The 24,808-nt window shown below is 66.4% G+C and carries 24 protein-coding genes; 7 read left to right on the top strand and 17 right to left on the bottom strand.

From position 1 onward, the window contains the following. Window positions 1–137: 137 nt before the first annotated feature. From ACQY78_RS18280 to ACQY78_RS18265, 4 genes are read left to right on the top strand one after another with little or no spacing between them, the layout of a single operon-like run. On the top strand, window positions 138–1,058 hold the full coding sequence (locus ACQY78_RS18280; RefSeq protein ID WP_428677367.1) for a DMT family transporter: 921 nt from the start codon (window positions 138–140) through the stop codon (window positions 1,056–1,058). Between the two features lie 8 nt (window positions 1,059–1,066). After that, the gene (gene hisB, locus ACQY78_RS18275) at window positions 1,067–1,696 is read left to right on the top strand and encodes an imidazoleglycerol-phosphate dehydratase HisB (RefSeq protein ID WP_428677365.1); all 630 of its coding nucleotides are present in this window, start codon (window positions 1,067–1,069) and stop codon (window positions 1,694–1,696) included. An 8-nt stretch (window positions 1,697–1,704) separates the two neighbouring features. Next, on the top strand, window positions 1,705–2,346 hold the full coding sequence (gene hisH, locus ACQY78_RS18270; protein ID WP_428677363.1) for an imidazole glycerol phosphate synthase subunit HisH: 642 nt from the start codon (window positions 1,705–1,707) through the stop codon (window positions 2,344–2,346). A 24-nt stretch (window positions 2,347–2,370) separates the two neighbouring features. After that, window positions 2,371–3,195, top strand: a complete 825-nt coding sequence (locus tag ACQY78_RS18265; protein ID WP_428677361.1) for a hypothetical protein — start codon at window positions 2,371–2,373, stop codon at window positions 3,193–3,195. Window positions 3,196–3,205: 10 nt separating this feature from the next. Here ACQY78_RS18265 and leuD read toward each other — a convergent pair whose 3' ends face one another. From leuD to ACQY78_RS18185, 16 genes are all read right to left on the bottom strand, one after another. Next, window positions 3,206–3,808, bottom strand: coding sequence for a 3-isopropylmalate dehydratase small subunit (gene leuD / locus ACQY78_RS18260; RefSeq protein ID WP_428677360.1), 603 nt, complete (start codon window positions 3,806–3,808; stop codon window positions 3,206–3,208). 13 nt (window positions 3,809–3,821) lie between these two features. Beyond that, the gene (leuC, locus tag ACQY78_RS18255) at window positions 3,822–5,222 is read right to left on the bottom strand and encodes a 3-isopropylmalate dehydratase large subunit (protein ID WP_428677358.1); all 1,401 of its coding nucleotides are present in this window, start codon (window positions 5,220–5,222) and stop codon (window positions 3,822–3,824) included. A gap of 63 nt (window positions 5,223–5,285) precedes the next feature. Next, window positions 5,286–6,155 carry an isocitrate lyase/PEP mutase family protein gene (locus ACQY78_RS18250; protein WP_428677357.1) on the bottom strand — a complete coding sequence of 290 codons (870 nt, stop codon included), beginning with the start codon at window positions 6,153–6,155 and terminating at the stop codon, window positions 5,286–5,288. Between the two features lie 9 nt (window positions 6,156–6,164). Continuing rightward, window positions 6,165–6,950 (bottom strand): GntR family transcriptional regulator, encoded by a 786-nt coding sequence (locus tag ACQY78_RS18245; RefSeq protein WP_428677355.1) that lies wholly within the window; start codon window positions 6,948–6,950, stop codon window positions 6,165–6,167. Further along, the gene (locus ACQY78_RS18240) at window positions 6,947–7,717 is read right to left on the bottom strand and encodes an ABC transporter permease (RefSeq protein ID WP_428677353.1); all 771 of its coding nucleotides are present in this window, start codon (window positions 7,715–7,717) and stop codon (window positions 6,947–6,949) included. Before ACQY78_RS18240 ends, ACQY78_RS18245 begins: the two co-directional genes overlap by 4 nt. Next, window positions 7,714–8,463, bottom strand: coding sequence for an ABC transporter permease (locus tag ACQY78_RS18235; RefSeq protein WP_428677352.1), 750 nt, complete (start codon window positions 8,461–8,463; stop codon window positions 7,714–7,716). The genes ACQY78_RS18240 and ACQY78_RS18235 overlap by 4 nt, the downstream gene beginning before the upstream one ends. After that, complete coding sequence (locus ACQY78_RS18230) at window positions 8,460–9,311, bottom strand: ABC transporter ATP-binding protein (protein WP_428677350.1); 852 nt, start codon at window positions 9,309–9,311, stop codon at window positions 8,460–8,462. The genes ACQY78_RS18235 and ACQY78_RS18230 overlap by 4 nt, the downstream gene beginning before the upstream one ends. Continuing rightward, entirely contained in the window at window positions 9,308–10,294 is a 987-nt protein-coding gene (locus ACQY78_RS18225; protein ID WP_428677348.1) for an ABC transporter substrate-binding protein, read from the bottom strand. Before ACQY78_RS18225 ends, ACQY78_RS18230 begins: the two co-directional genes overlap by 4 nt. Window positions 10,295–10,447: 153 nt before the next feature. Further along, entirely contained in the window at window positions 10,448–11,812 is a 1,365-nt protein-coding gene (locus ACQY78_RS18220; protein WP_428677347.1) for a paraquat-inducible protein A, read from the bottom strand. Window positions 11,813–11,816: 4 nt separating this feature from the next. After that, window positions 11,817–12,407, bottom strand: coding sequence for a PqiC family protein (locus tag ACQY78_RS18215; RefSeq protein WP_428677345.1), 591 nt, complete (start codon window positions 12,405–12,407; stop codon window positions 11,817–11,819). Continuing rightward, a complete protein-coding gene (locus tag ACQY78_RS18210) occupies window positions 12,404–14,080 on the bottom strand; it encodes an intermembrane transport protein PqiB (protein WP_428677343.1) in 1,677 nt (558 codons plus the stop codon). The genes ACQY78_RS18215 and ACQY78_RS18210 overlap by 4 nt, the downstream gene beginning before the upstream one ends. Before the next feature lie 93 nt (window positions 14,081–14,173). Continuing rightward, window positions 14,174–17,047, bottom strand: a complete 2,874-nt coding sequence (locus tag ACQY78_RS18205; protein ID WP_428677341.1) for a DNA translocase FtsK — start codon at window positions 17,045–17,047, stop codon at window positions 14,174–14,176. A gap of 15 nt (window positions 17,048–17,062) precedes the next feature. Beyond that, window positions 17,063–18,268, bottom strand: coding sequence for an aminotransferase class I/II-fold pyridoxal phosphate-dependent enzyme (locus ACQY78_RS18200; RefSeq protein ID WP_428677339.1), 1,206 nt, complete (start codon window positions 18,266–18,268; stop codon window positions 17,063–17,065). A 228-nt stretch (window positions 18,269–18,496) separates the two neighbouring features. Then, window positions 18,497–18,835: a P-II family nitrogen regulator gene (locus ACQY78_RS18195; RefSeq protein ID WP_295133713.1), complete on the bottom strand. Its 339-nt coding sequence runs from the start codon at window positions 18,833–18,835 to the stop codon at window positions 18,497–18,499. Window positions 18,836–19,024: 189 nt separating this feature from the next. Continuing rightward, complete coding sequence (locus tag ACQY78_RS18190; RefSeq protein WP_428677337.1) at window positions 19,025–20,356, bottom strand: ammonium transporter; 1,332 nt, start codon at window positions 20,354–20,356, stop codon at window positions 19,025–19,027. Window positions 20,357–20,394: 38 nt separating this feature from the next. Beyond that, window positions 20,395–20,733, bottom strand: coding sequence for a P-II family nitrogen regulator (locus ACQY78_RS18185; protein WP_298312750.1), 339 nt, complete (start codon window positions 20,731–20,733; stop codon window positions 20,395–20,397). Between the two features lie 160 nt (window positions 20,734–20,893). On the opposite strand from ACQY78_RS18185, the gene ACQY78_RS18180 reads away from it, so the two are divergent. Both ACQY78_RS18180 and ACQY78_RS18175 read left to right on the top strand, forming a co-directional pair. Continuing rightward, on the top strand, window positions 20,894–21,778 hold the full coding sequence (locus ACQY78_RS18180; protein ID WP_428677335.1) for a TorF family putative porin: 885 nt from the start codon (window positions 20,894–20,896) through the stop codon (window positions 21,776–21,778). A 68-nt stretch (window positions 21,779–21,846) separates the two neighbouring features. Beyond that, complete coding sequence (locus tag ACQY78_RS18175; RefSeq protein ID WP_428677333.1) at window positions 21,847–23,136, top strand: UbiH/UbiF/VisC/COQ6 family ubiquinone biosynthesis hydroxylase; 1,290 nt, start codon at window positions 21,847–21,849, stop codon at window positions 23,134–23,136. A 7-nt stretch (window positions 23,137–23,143) separates the two neighbouring features. On the opposite strand, the gene ACQY78_RS18170 is transcribed toward ACQY78_RS18175, so the two are convergent. After that, entirely contained in the window at window positions 23,144–23,680 is a 537-nt protein-coding gene (locus ACQY78_RS18170; protein ID WP_428677332.1) for a hypothetical protein, read from the bottom strand. 155 nt (window positions 23,681–23,835) lie between these two features. Here ACQY78_RS18170 and ACQY78_RS18165 point away from each other — a divergent pair, with 155 nt between their 5' ends. Continuing rightward, on the top strand, window positions 23,836–24,807 hold the full coding sequence (locus ACQY78_RS18165; protein ID WP_428686431.1) for a CobW family GTP-binding protein: 972 nt from the start codon (window positions 23,836–23,838) through the stop codon (window positions 24,805–24,807). The last annotated feature ends 1 nt before the right edge of the window (window position 24,808 follow it).

Below are 24,808 nucleotides of genomic sequence, written 5' to 3'. Positions count from 1 at the left end.
TCCCCCGTCATACGGGGGAGGTGGCCTGCAAAGGCCGGAGGGGGAAGGCTACAGTCGAAGCGTCTGTCGGTTTAAGAGAGCATGAAGATGTTCGACGAGCGCGCGCGCTGCTTACTCCCTCCCGGGCCCTCCCCCGGATGACGGGGGCGGGGACCAAGGAACGCCGCTACACCGGCGACCTCATCATGTTCGGCACGGCCATGCTGATGGGATCGAGCTATCCCTTCGCCAAGGACGTACTGCAGGTCATGAGCCCGCTGCTTTACAGCGGCTCGCGCTACCTGGTCGCCAGCCTCTTCCTGTTCGCCGCGATGAGGCTGATGGGCCGGCCGCTGGGGCTGGCGCGGCGCGACTGGCTGCCGCTGTTCCTGCTGTCGCTGATCGGCGTCACGCTCTTCCAGGCCTGCTGGGGCCTCGCCATGACGCGCACGGCGCCGAGCGTCGGCTCGATCGTGATGACCACGACCACCGCGTTCTCCGCGATCCTCGCCTGGTTCGGCGGGCGGCGGCTGCCGGCGCTGGGCTGGGCCGGCATCGTGCTGGCCTTTGCAGGCGTTCTGCTGGTGGTGAACAACAGTCTCGACGCCATCACCCTGTCCTTCGGCAGCCTCGACGGCACGCTGCTCTGGATGCTCTCGGCCTTCGCCTGGGCGCTCTATGTCGAGCGCTGTGCGCCCTACAATCAGCGGCTGGGGGCGCTCCCGGTGATGGCCTGGACGACGCTGTTCGGCTCGCTGGTGCTGGTGCCGGTCGCCCTCGTCTTCGAGTCGCTCGGTGAATTCGCACGGCTCGACGACCGGCTGCTGGGCTTCTGGCTCTACACCGCCATCTTTCCGGTGGGCGTCGCCTTCCTCGGCCTGACGGCGGGGCTCGACCGGCTGGGGGTCAGCCGGGTCATGATCTACATGTACCTGATCCCGGTCGCCGGCGTGGGCCTGTCGGCCGCCTTCTTCGGCGATCCGCTGACCGCGGCCCGCGTACTGGGCGGGCTGGTCGTGCTGGCCGGCGTCATTCTGACGCGTGTGGCGCTCGACCGGGCCGCCCGCGTTCCTGTATGAACCTCCCCATGGCAACGACCCAGCCCTCCCTGACAACGCCCGGCACCGGCGGACGACGCGCGTCCGTGGACCGCGCGACCAAGGAAACCCGCATCTCCGCCGCCATCAACCTGGACGGCACCGGCGTCTACGACATCAAGACCGGCATCGGCTTCCTCGACCATATGCTCGAGCAGCTCTCGCGCCACAGCCTGATCGACATCACGCTGCGCGCCGAGGGCGACCTGCACATCGACTACCACCACACGACGGAAGACACCGGCATCGTGCTGGGCGAGTGCCTGTCGAAGGCGCTGGGCGACCGCAAGGGCATCCGCCGTTACGGCAGCGCCACCATCCCGATGGACGAGACGCTGACCCAGGTTGCGCTCGACGTGTCGAACCGCCCGTACCTGATCTGGAAGGTGAATTTCACCCGGGACAAGCTCGGCACCATGGACACGGAGCTGTTCAAGGAATGGTTCCAGGCCTTCGCCCAGCTCGGCGGGCTGACCCTGCATGTGTGGAACCACTACGGCGAGAACAACCACCACATCGTCGAGACCTGCTTCAAGGGCATCGCCCGGGCGCTGAGGGTCGCGGTCGAGATCGACCCGCGCCAGACGACGGCCGTGCCCAGCACCAAAGGCGTGCTCTAGGCTCGAACATGACCGTCGCCATCGTCGATTACGGGTCGGGCAACCTGCGCTCCGCCGCCAAGGCCTTCGAGCGCGCTGCGCGCGAGGCGGGCACGGACGAGCGCGTCCTGGTGACCTCGTCACCGGCCGAGGTCGCCGCCGCCGACCGCATCGTGCTGCCGGGCGTCGGCGCCTTCGCCGACTGCCGCGCCGGGCTCTACGGCGTGCCGGGCATGGTCGACACGCTTCAGCGCGAGGTCATCGAGCGCGGCAAGCCCTTCCTCGGCATCTGCGTCGGCATGCAGCTCATGGCGACGCGGGGCGTCGAATACGGCATCCATGCCGGCCTCGACTGGATCGCCGGCGACGTGGTGCGCATCGAACCCGGCAAGGACCATCTCAAGATCCCGCACATGGGCTGGAACGAGCTGACGGACCTCAAGCCGCATGCCCTGCTCGACGGCATCGCCCCGCGCGCCCATGCCTATTTCGTGCACTCCTACCAGCTCTCGGCCAGCAAGCCGGAGACGGTTCTGGCGCTGACAGACTATGGCGGGCCGATCACCGCGATCGTCGGCCGCGACAATATCGCGGGCACGCAGTTCCATCCCGAGAAGAGCCAGGCGACTGGATTGCGGCTGATCGCCAATTTCCTGCGCTGGAAGCCCTGAGCGCCAAGCCGGAATCATCGAAGCATGTCCCTCGGCCCCTTCGACGCGCTGTTCCACTCCCTTCAGGGTCTCTCCAAGGGCAACCTCCACCTCGCCGGCTTCTACGTCCTGCTGCTGCTGATGGTGTCGCTCGAAATCGGCGTCCAGCTCGGCAGGTTCATTGCTCGCCGTCACCCTCCCACCGACGGCCAGAAATCATCGGTCAATTTCGCGACGGCGGGCATGATGGGCTTGCTGGCCTTCCTGCTGGGGGTCTCTCTTTCCATGGCCTCCGACCGTTACCAGCAGCGTCGCGATTCCGTCCTGGCCGAAGCCAATGCCATAGGGACGGTCTGGCTGCGTGCGACAGTGTCGACCGGCGCAGAGGGCGACGCGATGCGGCGCCTGCTGCGCGACTATACCGAGACGCGCATCGCCGTGGTCCGAGGCAGTTCCGATCAGGCGGAAGTCGACCGGCTCAACCAGCGGACCAACACCATCCAGAACGAACTCTGGCAGCTGGCGCGCACCGTCGCCGAGCGCTCGCCGACGCCGATCTCCGGCCTGCTGCTCTCCTCGCTCAACGACATGATCGACCTGTCGCTCACCAACCGGCGCAACTTCACCAGTCATGTGCCGCCCTACATCCTGCGGCTCCTGCTGACAGTCTCGATTTTCGCCGTAGGCGCCGTGGGTTACGGATTCGGCCTGGTCGGCAGCCGCCAGCCGGGACTCTCGGTGCTGCTGCTCGGCGTCTGGACACTCGCCATCGTGCTGATCATCGACATCGACCGGCCGCAGAGCGGCGAGGTCCGCATAGACCCCGCCCCGCTCGTCTGGACGTTGCAGGGGTTCGGTCCCGCGAAGTAGCGCTTCCGCGCTACAGCCAGCTCAGCTCCTGACGCTGCTTCGCCTCGAAGGCCTTGATGTCCTTGTCGTAACTCAGCGTCAGGCTGACCTCGTCGGCGCCCTTCAGCAGGCAATCCTTGCGGAAGGAATCGATCTCGAAGCGATCGGTCTTGCCGTCGGGTCCGACGACGGTCTGGCTCGCCAGATCGATCCTGATCCGCCCGCCCGGCGAAGCATGCAGCATGGCCCGAAGCTCCGCCGCCCGCGCGGCATCGAGGCGGATCGGCAGGGCGCCGTTCTGGAAGCAGTTGTTGAAGAAGATGTCGCCGAAGCTCGGCGCAATGAAGGCGCGTAGGCCGTTGTCGACCATCACTGTCACGGCGTTCTCGCGCGAGGAGCCGCAGGCGAAGTTTCGCTCGGCCACGACGATCTTCGCGCCGGCAAAGGCCGGTATGTTGGTGACGAAGTCGGCCCGTGGCGTCTTGTCGGGGGCATAGCGCAGGTCGTGGAACAGGGCGCTGACCTGCATGTCACGCGGCTTGCCGAGAAAGCGCGCCGGAATGATCTGGTCGGTGTCGAGGTTCGGCTGGTCGATCGGCAGGGCGACCGCGTCGAGCGTGGTGAAAGCTTCCATGGCGATGCCTCCCTTAGGCCAGCTTGCGGACGTCGGCGAAATGGCCGGAGACGGCGGCGGCCACGGCCATCGCCGGGCTGAGCAGATGCGTCCGCACCCCCGGTCCCTGCCGACCGATGAAGTTGCGGTTCGAGGTCGAGGCGATGCGCTGCTGCGGCTTGCCGGTATCGCCGTTCATGCCGACGCACATCGAGCAGCCCGGCTCCCGCCATTCGAATCCCGCCTCGACGAAGATCCTGTCCAGCCCCTCCGCCTCGGCCTGCTTCTTTACCAGGCCCGATCCCGCGACCACCCAGGACGGGATCACGACCTTGCGGCCCTTGGCGACCTTGGCGGCGGCGCGCAGATCCTCGATGCGGCTGTTGGTGCAGGAGCCGATGAACACACGATCGACGGGCACCTGCTCGAGCGGCGTGCCGGGCACCAGGCCCATATAGTCGAGCGCGCGCTTCATGCTGTCCTTCTTGGCAGCATCCGGAGCCGTCGAGGGTTCCGGGATACGGCCAGTGATCGACAGCGCATCCTCGGGGCTGGTGCCCCAGGTCACCATCGGCGCGATGGAGGCCGCATCGAGGCTGACCTCGCGGTCGAAGGTGGCGCCCTCGTCGCTCGGCACGGTGCGCCAGAAGGCAACCGCCTTGTCCCATTCGGCCTCCTTCGGCGCGAAGGGCCGGTCCTTCAGATAGGCAATGGTGGTGTCGTCGGGCGCCACCATGCCGGCCTTGCCGCCGGCCTCGATCGACATGTTGCAGACGGTGAGGCGGCCCTCGATCGACAGGCCGCGGATCGCGCTGCCCGCATATTCGATCACATGGCCGACCGCACCGGCGGTGCCGATCCTGGCGATGATGGCCAGGATGACATCCTTGCCGGTAATGCCGGCGCCCAAGGTGCCGTCGACGCTGATGCGCATCGCCTTGGGCTTGCGCTGCCACAGGCATTGCGTGGCCATGACGTGCGCCACCTCGGACGAGCCGATGCCGAAGGCCAGCGCGCCCAGTGCGCCGTGCGTGGAGGTGTGCGAGTCGCCGCAGACCAGCGTGAGGCCCGGCTGGGTGACTCCCTGTTCGGGGCCGACGACATGGGCGATGCCCTGGCGCTCGTCGCCCAGGTCGAACAGGGTGACGCCGCTTTCGGCGGTGTTGGTGCGGATCACCTCGACCAGCTTGCGATGATGCGGATCGACGATGTCCGCCACGTCGCGGCTGTCGCTTCGCACATAGTGATCCGGCGTCGCGAAGCCGCGATCGGGCCGGCGCAGCTTCATGTTGCGTTCGCGCAGCTTGGCGAAGCCCGCGGCCGACCCGTCATGCATCAGGTGACGATCGATGTAGAGCAGCGTGTAGCCGTCGTCGCGATCGACGACGACGTGACGCTGCCAGATCTTCTCGAACATCGTGCGCGCGGCGGCCATGCACTTCCTCCATTCAGTTCATACTCCTCTCCCCCAAGCGGGGGAGAGGGATATGAGTTTGTGTTACTCAGCGGCGGCTTTGACCTGATCTCGGAACGCCGTGCGGCGCTCGTCCCATTCGGCGGCGCCGAAGCGGGCGAAGGTCTTGCCGGGCGAGCCGGTGACCGGCGGAAACTTGCCCTGCTTCAGGTCGCCCAGCAGGCGATCGCAGGTCTGGATGATGCCGCCCAGCAGCAGGCCGGGAACGATCGCGATGGCGTATCCCATGCGTTCGGCGACATCGAGATCGATCTCCGGCGTTTTGCCGCCGCGCACCACGTTCAACAGGCACGGGCCGTTGACCCGCTTCGGCACGGATTCGATCTCTTCCATGGTCTGCGGCGCCTCGACGAAGGCCACGTCGGCGCCGTTGGCCAGGGCCGCGTTGGCGCGCTCGATTGCCTCCTCGAGGCCTGCGACGGCGCGCGAGTCGGTGCGCGCGATGATGCAGAAGTCCTTCGACTTGCGGGCGGCCGCAGCGGCGCGGATCTTGGCGATGAAGTCCTCGCGGCTGACCAGTTCCTTGTTGTCGAGATGGCCGCACTTCTTCGGAAACACCTGATCTTCGATATGGATCGCGGCGACGCCGGCGCGCTCGAACTCCTGTACCGTGCGGAACACGTTCAGCTCGTTGCCGAAACCGGTGTCGCTGTCGCTGATCAGCGGGATGTCGATCGAGTTTGCGATCCGGCTGGCATTGCCCACCATCTCGCTCATGGTGATCAGGCCATAGTCCGGATAGCCGAGAGTCGCCGAGGTGCCGGCGCCCGTCATGTAGGCGGCGGAGAAGCCCGCCTGGGCGATGGCGCGGCCGGTGATGCAGTCGATGGCGCCGGGGGCGACGATCATCTTCCTGGACGACAGAAGTTTGCGGAGATTGGCTGCGTTGGACATGCTCTTCCTCTAGCGTTTGCGTTTCTCGGTGGACGACGGCCGCTGAAGCGGCTTGAGAGTCTCTGGATGCACGGTGAAGCGCAGCTTCAGGTGCTCCGGAACGGCCAGCATCTCGACGTACTCGACCGCTCGCCCCTTCTGGTCGATCATCAGGCTGCGCAGGTCGATGAGGGCGGCGCCCACCTTGACGCCGAGGCGCGATGCCACCAGCGGTTCGGCCAGCACCGCCGAGACGAGCTGTTCGGCGCCACAGATATGGGCGCCCGCCCGCCCCAGGAGCTGGAACATCGGGATGCTGTTGAGGTCGGCCCGGGTGAAGGTCTGGCCAAGCGCCGCGGGTACGTAGCTCGTCAGATGCATGACCGGCGTGCCGTCCTGCGAGCGCACACGTACCGCGCGCTGGACCGGATTCTCGTCGGCCCCCCACAGCCGGTCGCGCGCGAAGCCGCGAGCCTCGACGTAGCCGAACTCGAAGACCTCCGCGACGGTCTCCGCGCCATAGGACAAGATGTTCTCGATCACCGAGGAGACCGGCATGCGCATCGGCTGGCCGATGTGGGACCGCACGATCGTGCGCCGCCCGGCGCCGCGCTCGATCAGGCCGGCGTCGTGCAGACTGGCCATCGCGCGACGGACTGTGATGCGCGATACGCTGAACATGCGGGTGAGCTGTTCCTCGGTCGGCAGCGGTTCGCCTTCGGCGTAGCGCCCGGTCGAAATGCCGTCGGCCAGCACCAGATAGATCTGGTGATGCAGGGGCGAGCCCATCTCGCGGGCCACGGCGATCCTGTTCATGATTTCTCGGAAGCCTCTCCGCGATGCAGGTGCTTGTCGATCGCCAGAAGGGCTGCGTTGGACGCAATGGCGAAGGTCGAGATCAGCACCGCGATCGACAGGATCGTCTTCACATCGTGCAGGTCGATGGCCGTCATCAACAGGAAGCCCAGCCCGCGCTGTGAGGCGAAGAGTTCGCCCAGCATCGTGCCGAGCAGGGTAAGCGAAAAGCCGATGCGCAGGCCCGAGAAGATCTCCGGCAAGGTGGCCGGAACGAGCACGTACCAGCCGGTCTGCGCCGGCGTCAGCCGCATGGCGCGGCCCGCCCGCAGATAGGTGCGATTGACGTTGCGCACCGCGTTCATGGTGAAGAGCACGACCGGGATGATGCCGTGCAGGGCGCCGAAGGCGACCTTGGCCGGCATGCCGAGGCCGAACAGAAGGAGGATCACGGGATAGAGCGTGATCTTCGGCACCGAGTAGAGGGCGACGAGGATCGGCTCCGCGACCTCGCCGGTGAGCTTGTGCCCGCCCAGCACGACGCCGATGAGGACGCCGCCGCCGCAGGCGATGGCCAGCGCCTGCAGGAAGGCGAGGCCCGTCTCGCGCAAATGCGGCAGGAAGCGCGCCTGCCCGATCATCTCCCAGAGATGGGCGAGCGTCGGGGCCGGCGCCGTCACGGCCGAGTCGCCTGCGATCTCATGCAGGACCTGCCAGAGCGCGACCAGCGAGAGGGCGACGAGGATGGGATCGCGCCAGGCGCGCAGCGAAAGCAGGCCGCGGCTCATGCGCCACGCCGGCGCAGCATGCGACGCTCCCAGGCGAACACCGCCATGTTGAACAGGGTGACGATCCCCAGCACGAACAGGATCAGTGCGTACATGCGCGGATTGTCGAAATTGTCGTAGGCGAAGGCGATCTCGTGGCCGATGCCGCTGGTCGACAAGATGAACTCGCCGGCGATCACGCCGATGAAGGAATAGGCGACGGCGAGCTTGAGGCCCGACAGGATGTGCGGCGCCGCCGCCGGCAGGCGCACCCGCCAGATCTCCTCGATCAACGACAGGCGATGGATGCGCGCCGTCCTGAGCAGCACGCGCGGCACGCGGTCGAGACCCGCCATCGTGGCGAGGATCATCGCGACCATGGCGAACAGGGTCGCCAGCACGATCAGCGGCACCGGGCCGAGACCGAAGATGACGATCAGCAGAGGGTAGAAGGCAAAGTGCGGGATGGCATAGTAGGCCGCCAGGAACGGGCTGAAGGCGCGGCGCAGGAACGGCACCCAGTTGAGGATGAAGCCGATCACGAAGCCGCCGACGATGGCGATGCTCATGGCGATCGCCACGGCCGACAGCGTGTGCCGCAGATGCATGCCGATCTCGTCCGACCGCAGGGTCTCGACGAGCGTCGTCACCATCTTCGACGGCGCGGTCACCATGGTCGGTGCGATCGCGCCGGTCCGGCAGGCCAGCTCGAGGGCGCCGACGGCGCCGACCAGAAGAATGGTGCGGATCCAGCCCGCCTTGCTCATCGCGCTGCCGTCCCTTGCCCCATGGCGCGCAGCGATTCAGCCCTCAGATAGGACCAGAGGCGCGAGGTCACCGCGCCGAAATCCGCCCGCTCGGCGAGGCGCGAATCGCGGTCGCGCGGCCAGCCGGTCTCGACGATGTCGAGGAAGCGCCCGGGCCGCGCCGACATCACGCCGATACGGTCCGACAACAGGTTGGCCTCGTCGAGCGCATGGGTGATCAGCAGCACAGTGGCCGAGGTTTCGCGCCACAGGCGCAGCAACTCGTCGCCCATCAACAGGCGCGTCTGCTGGTCGAGCGCGCCGAACGGCTCGTCGAGCAGGATCAGCCGCGGCTGCAGCACCAGCGTGCGCGCGATGCAGACGCGCTGGCGCATGCCGCCGGAGAGCTGGCTGGGATAGGCGCGGCGAAAGTCGCGCAGCCCCATGAAACCCACCGCAAAATCGACGCGCCGCTTGCTCTCCACCGCGTCGACGCCGGCGCGCCGCAGGCCGAAAGCGACATTGTCCTCGACGGTGAGCCAGGGAAAGCTCGCATCCTCCTGGAATACGACCCCGACGCCGTCCGGCACCTCGCCGCGCACCGGCTTGCCCTCGAACTCGACCGTGCCGGCCGACGGCACGGCCAGGCCCGACAGCACGTCGAGAAGGGTGGACTTGCCGCAACCGGACGGTCCGACGACGCTGAAGAACTCGCCGGCCCTGAGGTCGAAGGAAATCGGTCCCAGCGCATGGACTTCGCCATGGCCCGCGCGCGGCGGGTAGACACGCGTCACGCCCTCGAGACGCGCATGGACCTTGTGAGCGACTTCGTTTTCGACCGCCGCCAGACGCGGCGCCTCCGCGATCATTGGGTCTTCGCCGCCGCAGGGGCGAACTGCGGGTCAGTGGCGGCCTTCCAGTCGACCGGCAGCTGCAGCGCGCCGACCGATCCCAGCGCGTCGGCCATCGATTGCATCAGCGGCATCGCGAGTTCGCCCTGGCTCCACCAGGTCGGGTTCATCTTCGTGACGTTGGCAATCGCGTTGGTCACGACGTCGAGCGGCAGATTGTAGGCCTTGGCGACGATCTGCGCGGCTTCCTTGGGATTGGCATGAAGGAACTCGACACCCTTGCGCCGCGCCTCGATCACCGCCTTCAGCTTGGGCCCGTTCTTGGCGATGGCCTCGTCGGTCGCGATGCCGACCGTCTGCGCATAGGCCGGCAGCTTCTCGTCGAGCCAGCCCAGCGTCTTGTACTTCGTGCCGGCCTTCTCCTTCTGGGAGTAGATCGGCTCGGGAATGATGGCGACGTCGACCTTGTTGTGTTCGAGCGCCGTCAGGCCCGCGCCGAAATCGCCGATGGCGACCATCTTCACGTCGGCCGCCGTGACGTCCCAGGACTTCAGCGCGGAAAGCGTGATCGCCTCGCTCACCGACTTCGGCCGCGAATAGACGAAGCGCTTGCCCTTGAGGTCGGCCGGCTTGTCGATCGCCTCGCCCACGCGGGTGACCCAGAACGAGCTGCGGCCGTTGGTGCCGCCGCTGATGATCTTGATGTTGAAGCCTTCCTTGATGGCGGCCAGCGCCGCCGGCAGGGCCACTTCGGCGAACAGCGTGTCGCCCGCCATCATGTTGCGGACACTGGTCCCGCCGCCTTTCGAGGTCAGGATACCGGTGACGTCGACGCCGGCCTCCTTGAAGTAGCCCTTCTCCATCGCGATGGCGTAGGGCACGCCATAGAGCAGCGAGCCGTAATGGGTGACGACGATATCCTCGGCGCGCGCCGTCGCGATCGACAGCAAACCGAGAGATGCGGACGCAAACGCGCGGATGGCGGCCTTGAAAGCCCTCATCGTTCCCTCCCAGGGATGTTGCGGCCAATACCTTATGGCACCGGCTCTTCTATTGTTATGACATTAGGACATTCGAGCCGGAGCGAGTCAATCCGGCGGCTGCGACGCTATTCGCTGGGCAGAAAAATCCTCAATCGAACCTTGGCCGGACGTTCAGCCCGCAGGGAGCGCCCCGGCCGCTGCACCGCGTTGGGCTGCGGACGGTCGGCCCTGTCGATGGGGATTGCGCGCGGCGGCGTCCCACATGAGCCGCGGATCGAAGGCTTCCGCCGCAAAGATGGTGACGATCACCACGGCACAGAAAGCCAGCGCGCCCATGCCGGGATCGATGGTCACGGCGCGCCCGAACTGCACGAGCGCTCCCAGCAACGACTCCATGAAGATATCGACCATCGACCAGCGGCCGATCCAGGCGACGATAAAGTAGAGCTTCGTGCGCTGGCGCAGGAACACGCCGGCCGTTTCCGCCGTGGCAGGCAGCGACGTGACCGAAATCATGCCGAGCAGCCCGATGAGCTTGAACAGCGGCACCAGCACGCTGGCGAAGAACACCAGCAGGGCCAGCGGATACATCTTGGACGAGACCAGTTCCTCGACACCGCCCATGATGGTGCTGGGGGCGCCGGAGCCGAGCTGGATCACCGTCAGCACCGGATAGACGTTGGCCGGGATGTAGAGGACGGCGCCGGCAAGGGCGAGGGAGAGGGTGCGGTTGAGGCTGTCGGGCTTGCGCTCGTGGACGCGCGAGCCGCAGCGTGGACAACGCCCGTCATGTTCGGCGGGCACGCAGACGAGCTTGCAGTCCTCGCAGCCGGCCGCGCCCGGCCGGTATTCGAGCGGCGCGAGCGGTGGCATCGGAGCATGGGTCTGGCCGCGACGCTCGATCTCCTCCCATACCGCCTGCGGGTCGAGTGACAACTCGGCCCAGACGATCACAATGGTGAGGATGCCCAGCGCATAGACCGCCGGCCCCAGCTCGATCGTCACGAGATCGCCCAGCTTGGTGTAGGCCACAAACACGCCCAGCAGCAGCACCTCGAGCATCGCCCAGGTGCCCATGCGCCGGGAGATCAGGAAGATGCCGCGCAGATTGGGCGGCAGGGTCCGCATGCGCAGCCCGACCAGGACGTAGAGCGTGCCGGCGAACTTGATGAGCGGCGCGAACGCCGTGGTGAAGGAGACGGCGAGGGCCAGAGGCCACAGGCCGTGACGCACCAGCTCGGACGGGCCGGAAAGGATGGTGGTCTCGTGCACGATGCCGGCGGTCGAGACCTTCATCAGCATCGAAAGCCACAGGATGGCGAACAGCACCAGCGAGGCAAAGGTGAGCGCCAGGCAACGGCCGGTCGGGTCGGCGCGCGTGGCCCGCAGCGGCGTGCCGCAACGCTCGCAGTCGGAGCGCATGTTGGCCGCCATCGCCGGCACGATCTGGAACAGGCCGCAGCCGTGACATTCCCGGAGCTGCGGCGGCGTCACCAGAGGCCCCGCGTCGCGCCGCACGGCGAAGGCCCGCAGCATGGCGCTACTGAAGAAGCGCAGCGATGCCGTCCGACAACTCGCCGAGCGCGTCGCTCATGGCGGCGACGTGGCCCGGCGTGTCCTGAGTCGGTACAGGCTTCGAAATCGAGAAGTTGCGCGCGGCGGTTCGGGTCGGCCGGTTGAACCCGATGGCGACCTGCGCCAGCAGGATGACGTTGCCGGCCTTGTCGGCATCGAAGCGCTGGAAATCGATGCCAACCGTGGCGTAGGGATCCGCCGTGATCGAGCCGGCCTCGCTGTAGACCTGGCTGTTGGGCAGGCGCTGCGACAGCTCGATGACGATCGTCCGCCCCAGCATTCCGCCGACCGGCTCGCCCCACCAGGAGTTCGCGCGCACGTCGAGCTTGGAGTCGTCCGTCGAGCGGACGATCTCCTTGCGGTCGAGATAGCCGGGCAGGCCGATATCGCGCACCTGCACGATGCGCGGCCCCCGCGCGAGCACCGGACCCGGCCGCACGGCGAGCGTGTAGAGGACGGGTTCCGGCGAGGAACTGCAGGCCTGGAGCGCCGGTGCAGCAAGCACCGGGAGGGCGAGGAGGCCGAACTGGCGGCGGCCGAAACGAATTGAGGTCATTCCTTGCCTGTGTTGGTGCGGCCCTTGATCAGGGCTTCGGGGTGACGCGTCAGAAGGTCGGCCAGGGAGCGGATCGAGCGTGCCGCGTCTGTGAGCTGCGGGAGCAGGCGATCGAGCTCCCGGTTGAACTTCGACGTGTCGCCGTAGCCCTTGTCGACCGAGCCGATCAGACGGTTGGCCTTGGTGACGGCCTCCTGCAGCTGCTGCGCGATGTCGGGCAGCCGTTTCAGGGCGGGCGTTCCATCGACGTCGAGCTTGCGGGCGATGTCCTGCACATCGATCATCGCCTTTTCGAGAGCCACCAGGGTCGCCTTGATCTGCGGCCCGTTCACCGTCTTGTCGATTCCGACGGCGGCGCTGACCAGGCTGTTGCCGATCTTGTCGAAGTCGATGCGGTTGATCTTGCTCAACAGTTCGCTGGCCGACGCGGTGATGCTGTCGAAACCGCCGACCTCGGCAGCCGGGATCACATAGTGGCCGTCTTCCTCGGTGAGCTCGCCCGGTTTGGCATCGGGCAAGACTTCCAGCGATATGACCTTCTGCGGGCTGATCAGGCTCGGCGCCTGCAGCGTCGCGCGCAGCCCGCGCTTGATCATTTCCTCGGCAACGTTGATGGGCTCCATTCCCCGAGTCTTTGCGAGATTGCTGACCCTGCCGGACTCGACCCGATAATGGATCGGCGCGACGACGCGGTCGCTCTTCGGATCGTAGACCAGTCCGACACGGGTCACCTCGCCGATCTTGAGGCCGTGGAACCTGACTTCGGAACCCTCGGTCACGCCGGCGACCGAACCCGGGAAATAGGAGATCAGTTTGATCTGCTGGCCGAAGCCCGCGGACTTGGCCTCTTCGAGGTTGGCGTAGAGCTTGAAGCGATGATCGGCCTGGCTGATCGGGGCGGTCGAATCGTGTGCGGTATCGAAGGCGATGCCGCCCAGCAGGATGGCGCGCAGCGATTCCATCTCGATGTTGACGCCGTTGGCGCCGAGCGAGATCGACAGGCCGGACGCGTTCCAGAAGTTTGAATCGTCGCGCACGTAGCGGTCGTACGGTGCGCGAACGAAGGCATGAATGGCGACCCGGCTTGCGAGATCGTGCAGGTCCCATCCCAGCACCGTGCCGACCTCGATGTCGCGGAAAAAGATCGGTGCGCCGAGGCTGATCGACCCCAGCCGCCGGGAGTCGAGACGAAAGGTCGTTCCCTTGACCGAGGCCTGGAGGATGGGCGGGTCCTCCTGGCCGACGAAATCGCGTTTTGTGGCGCCCGACTCGGATGACGGCCGCATGCCGATATAGGAGCCCGACAGAATGGTCTCGAGGCCGGAGATATTGCCGGCAAAGAGCTGCGGCTTCACCACCCAGAAGATCGTCTTGTCAGTGAGCAGCGACTCGGCTTCCTTCACCGTCTCGATCGTGACCAGCACCTTCGACAGGTCGGGCGGGATGGTGATGGTCTTGACCGTCCCCATGACGACGTTGCGGTACTTGAGCTGGGACTGACCGGCCGTGAGACCCGCAGCCGTGTCGAACGACACGGTGATCAGGGGGCCGCGCTTGGAGAAGGCGTCCCAGGCCAGCCATCCGGCGATCAGCGCCGTTGCGATGGGCACCAGCCAGACCAGCGGAAAACGGCGGCGACGTCGAACCGAAGCCGCCCCGACGGTGCCTTGCACGCCAGTATTCCTTGCGGCCGGGGTCCCGGAAACCGGTCCGGGCGGGGCTTGATCTGTCATCGTACCTCGTTCGCCCGTCGGTCAGACGGCCGTTCAGCGCTCCCGGTCGTCGATGTCGCGGGCCAGGACCTCGCGCTTACCGACATGGTTGGCGGAGCTGACCACGCCCTCGCGCTCCATGCGCTCGACGATGCGGGCAGCCCTGTTATAGCCGATCTGGAGGTAACGTTGGATGAAAGACGTGCTGCATTTGCGCTCGCGCGCCACCAGCGCGATGGCCTGATCGTAGAGCTGGTCGCTCTCGACCTCCTCGGCGTCGCCGGGCAACCCGGTGCCCGAGCCCTCGCCGTCGGGATCGTCGGTGACCGATTCGATATAGGCCGGCGCGCTCTGGGCCCGCAGGTGGCGGACCACCTCCTCGACCTCGCCGTCGCTCACGAACGGGCCGTGGACACGGGCAATCTTGCCGCCGCCGGCCATGTACAGCATGTCGCCCTGGCCCAGCAGCTGCTCGCCGCCCTGCTCGCCCAGGATGGTGCGGCTGTCGATCTTGGACGTCACCTGGAAAGAGATTCGGGTCGGGAAATTGGCCTTGATGGTGCCGGTGATGACGTCGACCGACGGCCGCTGGGTGGCCATCACGACATGGATGCCGGCGGCGCGCGCCATCTGGGCGAGGCGCTGCACCGTCGCCTCGATCTCCTTGCCCGCGACCAGCATCAGGTCGGCCATCTCGTCGATGATGACGACGATGAAGGGCAGTGGCGTCAGGTCCATCTCTTCGTCTTCGAAGGTCGGCTTGCGCGTCTCGGGGTCGATGCCGGTCTGGACCTTGCGGGTCAGCACGCCACCTTTGCGCGCTGTCTCGGCGAGCTTCTCGTTGTAGCCCGCAATGTTGCGCACGGCGACGGCGCTCATGGCGCGGTAGCGGTCTTCCATCTCCCGCACCACCCACTTCAGGGCGACGATCGCCTTGCGCGGCTCCGTGACGACGGGCGTCAGGAGGTGGGGAATGTCCTGGTAGACGCTGAGCTCCAGCATCTTCGGGTCGATCATGATGAAGCGGCACTGATTCGGCGTCAGCCGGTAGAGCAGCGACAGGATCATGGTGTTGACCGCCACCGACTTGCCCGAGCCGGTGGTGCCGCCGATCAGCAGATGCGGCATGCGGGCGAGGTCGGCGATGACCGGATCGCCGCCGATATCCTTGCCCAGCGCCAGCGGCAGGCCGAGGCGGCCATCCTCGTAGTGCTTGGTCGACAGAAGCTCGCGCAGGAACACCGTTTCGCGCTTGGCGTTGGGCAGCTCGATGCCGATGACGTTGCGGCCCGGCACGGTGGCGACGCGCGCGGAGACGGCGCTCATGGAGCGGGCGATGTCGTCGGCAAGGCCGATGACGCGGCTGGACTTGGTGCCGGGCGCCGGTTCCAGTTCGTAGAGCGTGACGACCGGACCCGGCCGCACCTTCACGATCTGTCCCTTGACGCCGAAATCCTCGAGCACCGTCTCGAGCAGGCGCGCATTCTGCTCCAGCGCCTCCTCGTCGATCTTGGGCTGGGCGTTGACCCTCGACGGCAGCGACAGGATGTCGAGCGGCGGCAGCTGATACTCCGCCCCCAGGGCCAGCTCGCGCTGCCCGGCCTTGGCGGCGCGCTTTCCCTGCGCGGCGGCCGACTTGCGCGGCACGATCTTCACGGCCGCGGGGGCAGCCGGAGCGGCGACGGGCTGTTCGACGTCGAGCGCATTGTCGGGCGTGAACGGATTGTCGTCGGTCTCTTCGTCCACCGCCTCATCGGCGAGGGGCAGATGCGCCGGCGCGGCCGTCACCGTCGGCGGCGCCTCGAACTCCTCGTCGGCGACCGGTTGCCGGTAGTGGTCCGGCGACGGCGGCGGGGCGTCGTAACCACCGAAGCCCGGCTCGATGCGTTCGGCCGCAGTCGGGGAGGCCGTCGCCGAGCGACGCATGAAGGGCTCGATCCGCAGGCCGCCGGTAAGACGACTGAGGAAGGTGCGCTCCTGGACGTGGGAAGGTGCCGCCTCGTCGAGCACCGGCGAGTGCATGCGAGAACCACCGGGCGCCTCGGGAATGTCGTCGGCCGGCCGCTCGATCGGCGCATAGGGTGCATCGACCATCAACGAGTCGCGCGCCGGCATCACCGTGCCTTCCTCGGGGATCTGCTCGTAGCGGGTCTCGAACTGTGCCGGATCGTACTGGCTGGCGTCGATCTCACCCGGAATCTCGGCATAGCCGATATGAGGCGCCGGCAGCTCGTTTTCGTCCTCGAGCGCCTGCGGCTTGCCGCGCCACAGATCCACGGCCGCGCGCATCCCCAGCACGACCCACAGGAAGGGCGCGCGCAGGATGCGGAAGATCAGCGGCAGGTCCGTACGGTTCATGCCGAGCGCCGGAGCCATCGCGATGAAGGCCAGGGCCGCTGCGGCAGGCTCGATCAGGGTCAAGGCGCCGCCGCTCGAATGGGTGAGCACCAGCTCGCGGAAGCGGCCGACCAGGGCCAGGCCGACCAGTCCGCCCGGTCCGGCATGGGTGGCAGCGCCGCCCACATCGCCCAGCCCCACGCAGGCCACGCTCATCATCAGCAGCGCCAGAAGCAGCAGCGAAAGACGCAGCCCGAAGAATCCGAGATGATGGGTGCGCACCATGCGCACGCCCCAGGTGATGAAGGCGACCGGCGCCAGGATGATGGCAAGGCCGAAGGTCTGCAGCAGCAGGTCCGAGATGTAGGCTCCCGGCAGGCCGAGCAGGTTGTTGGGCGCGCGCGCCGTCGCGTGATTGAGCGAGGGATCGCCGGGGCTGTAGGTGAACAGCGCCATCATCAGCGCCAGACCGAAGCCCGCGGTGGCGACGCCGACGATCTCCATCATGCGGCGTCGCAGGAAATCGCGCCCGCCCTCCGGCAGGATGGAGGTTCTGGGCTGCAACGCTGAAGAGACGCTCAGCATGGCCATGCGCGGTTGCGCTCCCTAGAGAACGGACGCGAGGCGCTGGAGCCCCTCGCGGGTGGTCTTCTCGTCATGCACCAGCGCCACGCGGATGTAGCGCTGGGAAATGTTGACACCGTTGGTCTCGCGGCAGGCATAGGCGCCCGGCAGCACCTTGACGTGCGCCTCGCCCCACAGCTTGCGCGTAGCCTCCTCGCCGTCGCCGACGTCGAGCCACAGGAAGAAGCCGCCGCCCGGGGTATAGTAGGAGAAGCGATTGTGCAGGATCTGCTCGGCGATCCGGAAATTCTTCACGTACCATTCGCGCGTCTGGACCGGATGCGTCTCCTCGCGCCACAGCGCCGCCGACGCCTTCTGGACAGCGAAGGGAATTTGCGGGCCGCCATAACTGCGCCAGCGCAGCACCATCGCGACGAGCTTCGGATCGCCGGCCATGAAGCCGGAGCGCAGGCCCGCCGCATTGGACCGCTTCGAGAGCGAATGGAAGACCGCGAGATTGTGGAACGGATCCTTGCCCCCGGTCTCGTCGATCTCGAGCGCGGCTTCGAGCGCACCCGGCGGCGGCGCCCCGGTGTAGATCTCGGCATAGCATTCGTCGACCGCCAGCACAGTGTCGTACTTGCGGCAGAGCCTCAGCAGCTTCTGCAGATAGTCCTTGCTGGCGATGGCGCCCTGCGGATTGGCCGGCGAGCAGAGATAGACGACCGACAGTCGCTTCCAGGTCGCTTCATCGAGACTCTCATAGTCGGGCAGGAAGCCGTTCGAGGCTTCGGCATTGACCAGCAGCGGCTCGCCGCCCGACAGCACCGCGCCGCCGAGATAGGCCTGGTAGAAGGGGTTGGGCAGCGCGACGATCGGCTTGCCCCCGCCCTTCTCCTGCGGCGTCGCCACCGTCGAGATGATGTAGACGCCTTCCTTGCTGCCGGCCGTCGGATGGACGTGCAGGTTGGGATCGAGCAGGCCCGCCGGCAGCTTGTAGCGGCGCGTCAGCCATTCGCAGATCGCGAGGTTGAGGTCGGGCAGGCCCTGGTTGGGAGGATAGCGGTTCCAGCCATCGACCTCGTCGATCACGATCTGCCGCGCGAAAGCGGGCATCGCGCCCTGCGGTTCGCCCACGGACATGTTGATCATCGACAGGTGCGCCGGCGGCGCGATGGGAGCGATGAGGGCGTTCAACCGCGCAAAGGGAAAGTCTGTCAGCGTCTCGGTCAGGCGCGGATTGAACATTCTCGTATCCAGTGGCCGAACCGGCCGAACAAAACAAAAGGTGCCGACCGGTGATGGCCCGCCTATTGCCACATTCTATGGAACAAATTAGCCAATCACAACAATGGAATAGGCTTGTTTCTTGAGATGAAGGAAGGGCTTGCGGGCGCAAGCCGCCCGACCACAAGCGCTAGTCGGCCACGACGCCGCAGCCGCCGATTGCCTATTCCATGAGCACTGAATTTGCGCCTACAGCGCGTTGGAGCCCGATTCGCCGGTGCGGATCCGCACGGCCTGCTCGACCGGCGTGACGAAGATCTTGCCGTCGCCGATCTTGCCGGTGTGCGCCGCCTTCTGGATCGCTTCGACGGCACGCTCGACCTGGCCGTCGTCGACCACAATCTCGATCTTCACCTTGGGCAGGAAGCTCACGAGATATTCGGCGCCGCGATAGATCTCGGTCTGGCCCTTCTGACGGCCGAAGCCCTTGACCTCGCTCACCGTCAGACCCGACACGCCGACGCCGGTCAGCGCGTCGCGCACCTCGTCGAGCTTGAACGGTTTGATGATGGCGGACACGAGCTTCATCTGCTTTCCCCTCCTGCCTTCCGGCATTGGCCCCCAGACTGGCCCGTCGCGTTCGCGGCGTCAAATTCCAGACAGAAAGCGGGCCCGGCGAGAGACTCGCCGGGCCCGAGGGTCCGCCGCGACACGTCGCGGCGGATGAGAGGGAACCAGGAGGAGAGAAGGGTTCCCGATCTCGAGGAGGAGACGGTCCTAGTGGATCGTCTCGCCGTGCAGGTTGATGTCGAGACCCTCGATTTCCTCCTCGTTCGTCACGCGCAGCCCGATCAGGGCATCGACGACCTTGAGGATGATGAAGGTGGCGACCGCGCACCAGGCGATGCAGACCAGCGAGCCCCAGAGCTGCGTCAGGACCTGGCCGGCGTTGCCGTCGATCAGTCCCTTCTTGCCTTCGCCGCCGATCACTTCCACGGCGAACACGCCGGTCAGGATGGCGCCGACGAAGCCGCCGATGCCGTGCACGCCGAACGCGTCGAGCGAGTCGTCGTAGCCCATCGCCTTCTTGAGGCCGGTGGCGCCCCAGAAGCAGACCAGGCCGGCGACAATGCCGATGGCCAACGCACCCATCGGGGTCACGAAACCCGAGGCCGGGGTGATGGCGACCAGGCCGGCAACCGCACCCGAGATGATGCCGAGGACCGACGGCTTGCCGCGCGTCACCCACTCCGCGAACATCCAGGCCATGGCCGCCGCGGCTGCGGCGAACTGGGTGACCGCCATCGCCATGCCGGCGTTGGGGCTGGCGCCGACGGCGGAGCCGGCGTTGAAGCCGAACCAGCCCACCCACAGGAGGGCCGCGCCGATCACCGAGTAGACCAGGTTGAACGGCGCCATGTTCTCGGTGCCGAAGCCCTTGCGCTTGCCGATGACGAGCGCGCAGACGAGGCCCGCGACGCCGGCGTTGATGTGCACGACCGTGCCGCCGGCATAGTCGAGAACACCCCAGTCGCCGAGGAAGCCGCCGCCCCACACCCAGTGGGCGATCGGCGCGTAGACGATCAGCGACCACAGGGCCATGAACCACATCATGGCCGAGAACTTCATGCGCTCGGCGAAGGCACCGGCGATCAGCGCCGGCGTGATGATCGCGAAGGTGAGCTGGAAGGTCATGAAGACGGTTTCGGGAATCGTCTTGGCGAGATCATGCACGCCGTCGAGTGTCAGGCCCGACATGAAGATGCGGCTGAGCCCACCGAGGATCGAGCTGCCCGGCGTGAAGGCCAGGCTGTAACCCACGATCAGCCACAGGACGGAGATCATGCAGGTGATGGCGAAGCTCTGCATCACCGTCGCCAGCACGTTCTTCTTGCGGACCATGCCGCCGTAGAACAGCGCGAGACCCGGAATGGTCATCATCAGAACGAGCGCCGTCGAGGTCAGCATCCACGCCGTGTCGCCGGTATCGAGCTTGGGCGCCGCCGCCGGAGCAGGCGTCGCGGCGGCCTGGGCCAGCGCAAGCGCCGGCAGAAGCAGCACCGCGGCCGCCCCCGCGCCCGCCAGCACCGAATTGGTCTTGAACTTCATCGTTGTCCCCTGGTTCTCGAGTTGATTCTGGTGTCGGATCACAGCGCTTCGATACCGGACTCACCGGTGCGGATGCGGATCGCCTGCTCGACCGGCAGGACGAAGACCTTGCCGTCGCCGATCTTGCCGGTGCCGGCCGCCTTGCGGATGGTCTCGACGGCGCGCTCGACCAGGATGTCGTCGATCACGACCTCGATCTTCACCTTCGGCAGGAAGCTCACGGCGTACTCTGCGCCGCGATAGATCTCGGTCTGGCCCTTCTGACGGCCGAACCCCTTCACTTCGCTTACGGTCAAGCCCTGGATGCCGAGCGCCGTCAGGGCATCCCTGACCTCGTCCAGCTTGAAGGGCTTGAAGATTGCCACGATCATTTTCATTTGCGCCTATCCTCCAACGGGCGGCACGCCCGCCCCCAAAGTTCAATTCGTCGTGAGCAAGGGTCGTGCCAAAAGGCTCACAACAAATTGCACCCCCTAGTCTGGCACGCTGCTTGCAGGGATTGGGGCGGAAACAAGTCATAAGTCTTTGGGGGTGGTCGTGTTGCTTAAAAAAACCGCTGTTCTGGCTACTGCGCTGGTCACAATCTATGCAACGAGCGCTGCTCGTGCACAGGGCACGCCAAATCCGCAGACCGTAACGGTCACGCAGGATCAGCAGACGGCTCAGGGTACGCCGAATGCGGCGACTGAGGCGGCACCCGAGAAGGAGACCTGGAAGGCTCCGTTCGGCGGCAACTTCACCGCCGGCTTCGCCGTCCTCAACGACTATTCTTATCGCGGCATCTCGCAGACCCAGCGCCAGATCGCCATCCAGGCGTCGCTCGGCTACGAGACCCCCACCGTCAGCGAAAAGGTCCCGCTCAGCGCCTATGTCGGCGCCTGGGGCTCCAACGTGAACTTCCCCGGCACCGGCACCACCGCCGAGATCGACCTGCTCACCGGTCTCAAGCTCAAGCTCATGGACGACAAGCTCACCTTCGACCTCGGCTACATCCGCTACAACTACCTCAGCGCCCCCTCGAACCTGTTCTACGACTTCAATGAGTTCGGCCTCGTCGCCGGCTACGACTTCGGCGTCGCCCAGCTCAGCGCGGCCGTCCGCTACAGCCCCAACTTCTTCGCCAACTCCGGCAACGCCTGGTACAAGTGGGCCTCGCTCACCGTTCCCATGCCGTTCCTCCACGTCAACGACAACGTGGCGTTCAAGGCCTTCGGCACCATCGGCAACCAGTATGTCGAGCGCTTCGCCAACTACGGCATCCCCAATGACAACTACTGGGACTGGCAGCTCGGCCTCGTCGTCTCCGTCTACGGATTCGACCTCTCCGCCGTCTACACCGGCACCAACCTCAGCGTTCAGGACTGCCTCGGCACCCAGAACTGCGCCAGCCGCGTCATCCTCGGCATCGCCAAGTCGTTCTGATCTCGATCGACCGATCCACGTGACCATAGAGGGTTGCCGCCCCTCGGGGCGGCTGCCATCTATGGTCCATGGATAGCCGTCCCTCCGATCCCGTCCCCGCCGGCCCTGCCCCGTTCGATCTTGCGGTCGTCGGCGCGGGCCTCAACGGCAGCCTTCTGGCCCTGGCCGCCGGCGAATCGGGCCTTTCGACCGCGCTGATCGACCGAGTGCCACTGGCCTCCCTGGCCGAGCCGGGCTTCGACGGCCGCACCACCGCCATCGCCTACACCAGCCAGCGCCTGTTCGAGGCGCTGGGAGTCTGGGACGAAGTGTCGGCAGAAGCCGAGCCGATCCGCGACATCCGCATTTCCGACGCAGGCCACGACGGCCGCGCGAGCCCGTTCTTCCTTCATTTCGATCATCGCGAGGCCGCCGAGGATCCCGAGACGGCTGCACCGATGGGCTGGATCGTCGAGAACCGGTTCCTGCGCGCGGCTCTGCTGCGCCGGCTCGCCGCCTGCCCGCGGGTCGAACTCGTGTCGCCCGACGAGGTGATCGAGACCGAGCGCGGGCCGGCGCGCGCCGGCCTGGCCCTGAAGAGCGGCCGACGCCTCGCGACCCGCCTGATTGCTTCGGCCGAGGGCCGCCTCGGCTCGATGCGGGAAGAGGCGGGCATCGGCGCGCGCAACTGGTCGTACGACCAGATCGCGATCGTCCTGGTGGCCCACCATGCCGAGCCGCATCGGGGCATTGCCCAGGAGAAATTCCTGCCCGGCGGTCCTTTCGCCATCCTGCCGATGACCGACGGCCCCGGCGGCGAGCATCGCTCCTCCATCGTGTGGACCGAACGCTCCGATCTCGCGCGCCGCCTGCTCGAACTGGATGCACCGCGCTTCCAGGCGGAGTTCGCGCGGCGGTTCGGCGACCATCTCGGGCCGGTTGTGCCGGCGGGACCGCGCTGGTCCTATCCGCTTCGCCTCGTGCACGCCGAACGCTACATCGACACGAGGCTGGTGCTGGTGGGCGATGCCGCGCACGGCATCCATCCTATCGCGGGCCAGGGCTATAATCTCGGCGTGCGGGACATTGCGGCGCTGGTCGAGGTGCTGGTCGACGCCAAGCGCCTCGGCCTCGACGTCGGCAGCGCCGACACGCTCGAGCGCTACGCGCAGTGGCGCCGGGCCGACAATTTCACCATGGTCGCGGCCACCGACCTGCTCAATCGCCTGTTCTCCAACGACATCGCGCCGCTCAGGATGGTGCGCGACGCGGGCCTCGCCGCGGTGAACCGCGTGCCCGCGCTGCGCAAGTTCTTCGTCCGCCACGCCATGGGCACGGTCGGTGACCTGCCCAAGCTGATCAGGGGCGAACGCCCGTAGCTTCGCGTCAGTTCGGAGAGACCAAGCTGCGGAAATCGGGGGACGCGATCAGCTTCTGCAACACGTTCTGCACTGCCGGAAAGTAGGCATCGGCGACACGCTTGCAGGCGGTAACGGCAGCAAAGGCGCCGTCGAATGCATAGTGCTCCTGCACGCTGATAGACCTGCCGTTCGAGGAGCTGACTGTAAGCCAGATGTCCCAGTAGGCGACCGTCGAGGAAAAGGCGAGCTTGTCGAGCGTTCCCGTCAGGGTGACGCTGCCATTGTCAGCGTAGACACCAGCGATCTTCAATTCGTCGATGAATGCCTTGCGAATATAGGCGCCGAAACCCAGTCGGTCGGCAGCCATAATGGGACCTGCGGCGCGACAGCCGTCGCTGAACTGCTGTGCCTCGGCGAAGGGGCCGACCGCAATCTGGGCAGGCGCCAAACTCTTCAAGGCGACGATATTGTCGGCAGACATTCCGTAGCGGGGCGCCGAGTAGGTTTCGCAGCCGGCCACGACGAAAGCCAACGCAACGAACAACAGACCACGTAAGCCCATCCAATCCCCCAACTCCAATGACGCGATCTTCTCGTGCGTCTTGCTATCGGACGTTTAGGCGATGCCCTCGCGCGCTGTCAATAAACGGTCGCAACTGGACTCTTTGCACGTCCCACCCTATCTCAAAGGTCAATTTCGAGGACCTTTTTATGGCCATCCCACAGACATCGGCGCAAGTTCCCGTGACCGTGCTGACCGGCTATCTCGGTGCCGGCAAGACCACCCTGCTGAACCGCATCCTGAGCGAGCAGCACGGCAAGAAGTACGCCGTCATCGTGAACGAATTCGGCGAGCTGGGCATCGACAACGACCTCGTGGTGAATGCCGACGAGGAAGTGTTCGAGATGAACAACGGCTGCATCTGCTGCACCGTGCGCGGCGACCTGATCCGCATCATCGAAGGGCTGATGAAGCGCAAGGACAAGTTCGACGGCATCCTTGTCGAGACGACCGGCCTCGCCGATCCCGGTCCGGTGGCGCAGACCTTCTTCACCGACGAGGACGTCAAGGCCAGGACGCGGCTCGATGCCATCGTCACCGTGATCGACGCCAAGCACTTCTTCGGCCAGCTCGAGCAGGGCAGCGAGGCCGAGCAGCAGGTGGCGTTCGCCGACGTGATCCTGCTCAACAAGACCGACCTGGTGAGCGCCGACGAGCTCAAGAAGGTCGAGGACAGGATCCGCGGAATCAACCGCTACGCCAGCATCTTCCACACACAGAAGAGCCAGATCGGCCTCGACGCCATCCTCGACAAGGGCGCGTTCGATCTCGGCCGCATCCTTGAGTTCGAGCCGGATTTCCTGCACAGCGGCCACGACCATCATCACGAGGACGAGGTCCGGAGCCTGTCGATCACCGCCGACCGGCCGGTCGATCCCGACAAGTTCCAGAAGTGGATGGGCGCGCTGCTGCAGATCAAGGGCGCCGACATCTTCCGCAGCAAGGGCATCCTCGCGATCGACGGCGCACCGCGCCGCTACGTCTACCAGGGCGTCCACATGATGATGGACAGCGCCTGGGGTACGGCGTGGAAGGACGGCGAGAAGCGGTCGAGCAAGCTGGTCTTCATCGGCCGCAACCTCGACGGCGACAACCTGCAGCGCGCCTTTGAAGACTGCCTGAAGTAGG

The sequence above is a fragment of the Reyranella sp. genome (genome assembly GCF_965279625.1).
In the GTDB taxonomy this organism is placed as follows: Bacteria; Pseudomonadota; Alphaproteobacteria; order Reyranellales; family Reyranellaceae; genus Reyranella.
The sequence above is the reverse complement of the archived record's forward strand: the minus strand, read 5'-3'. Positions and strand labels throughout refer to the sequence as shown.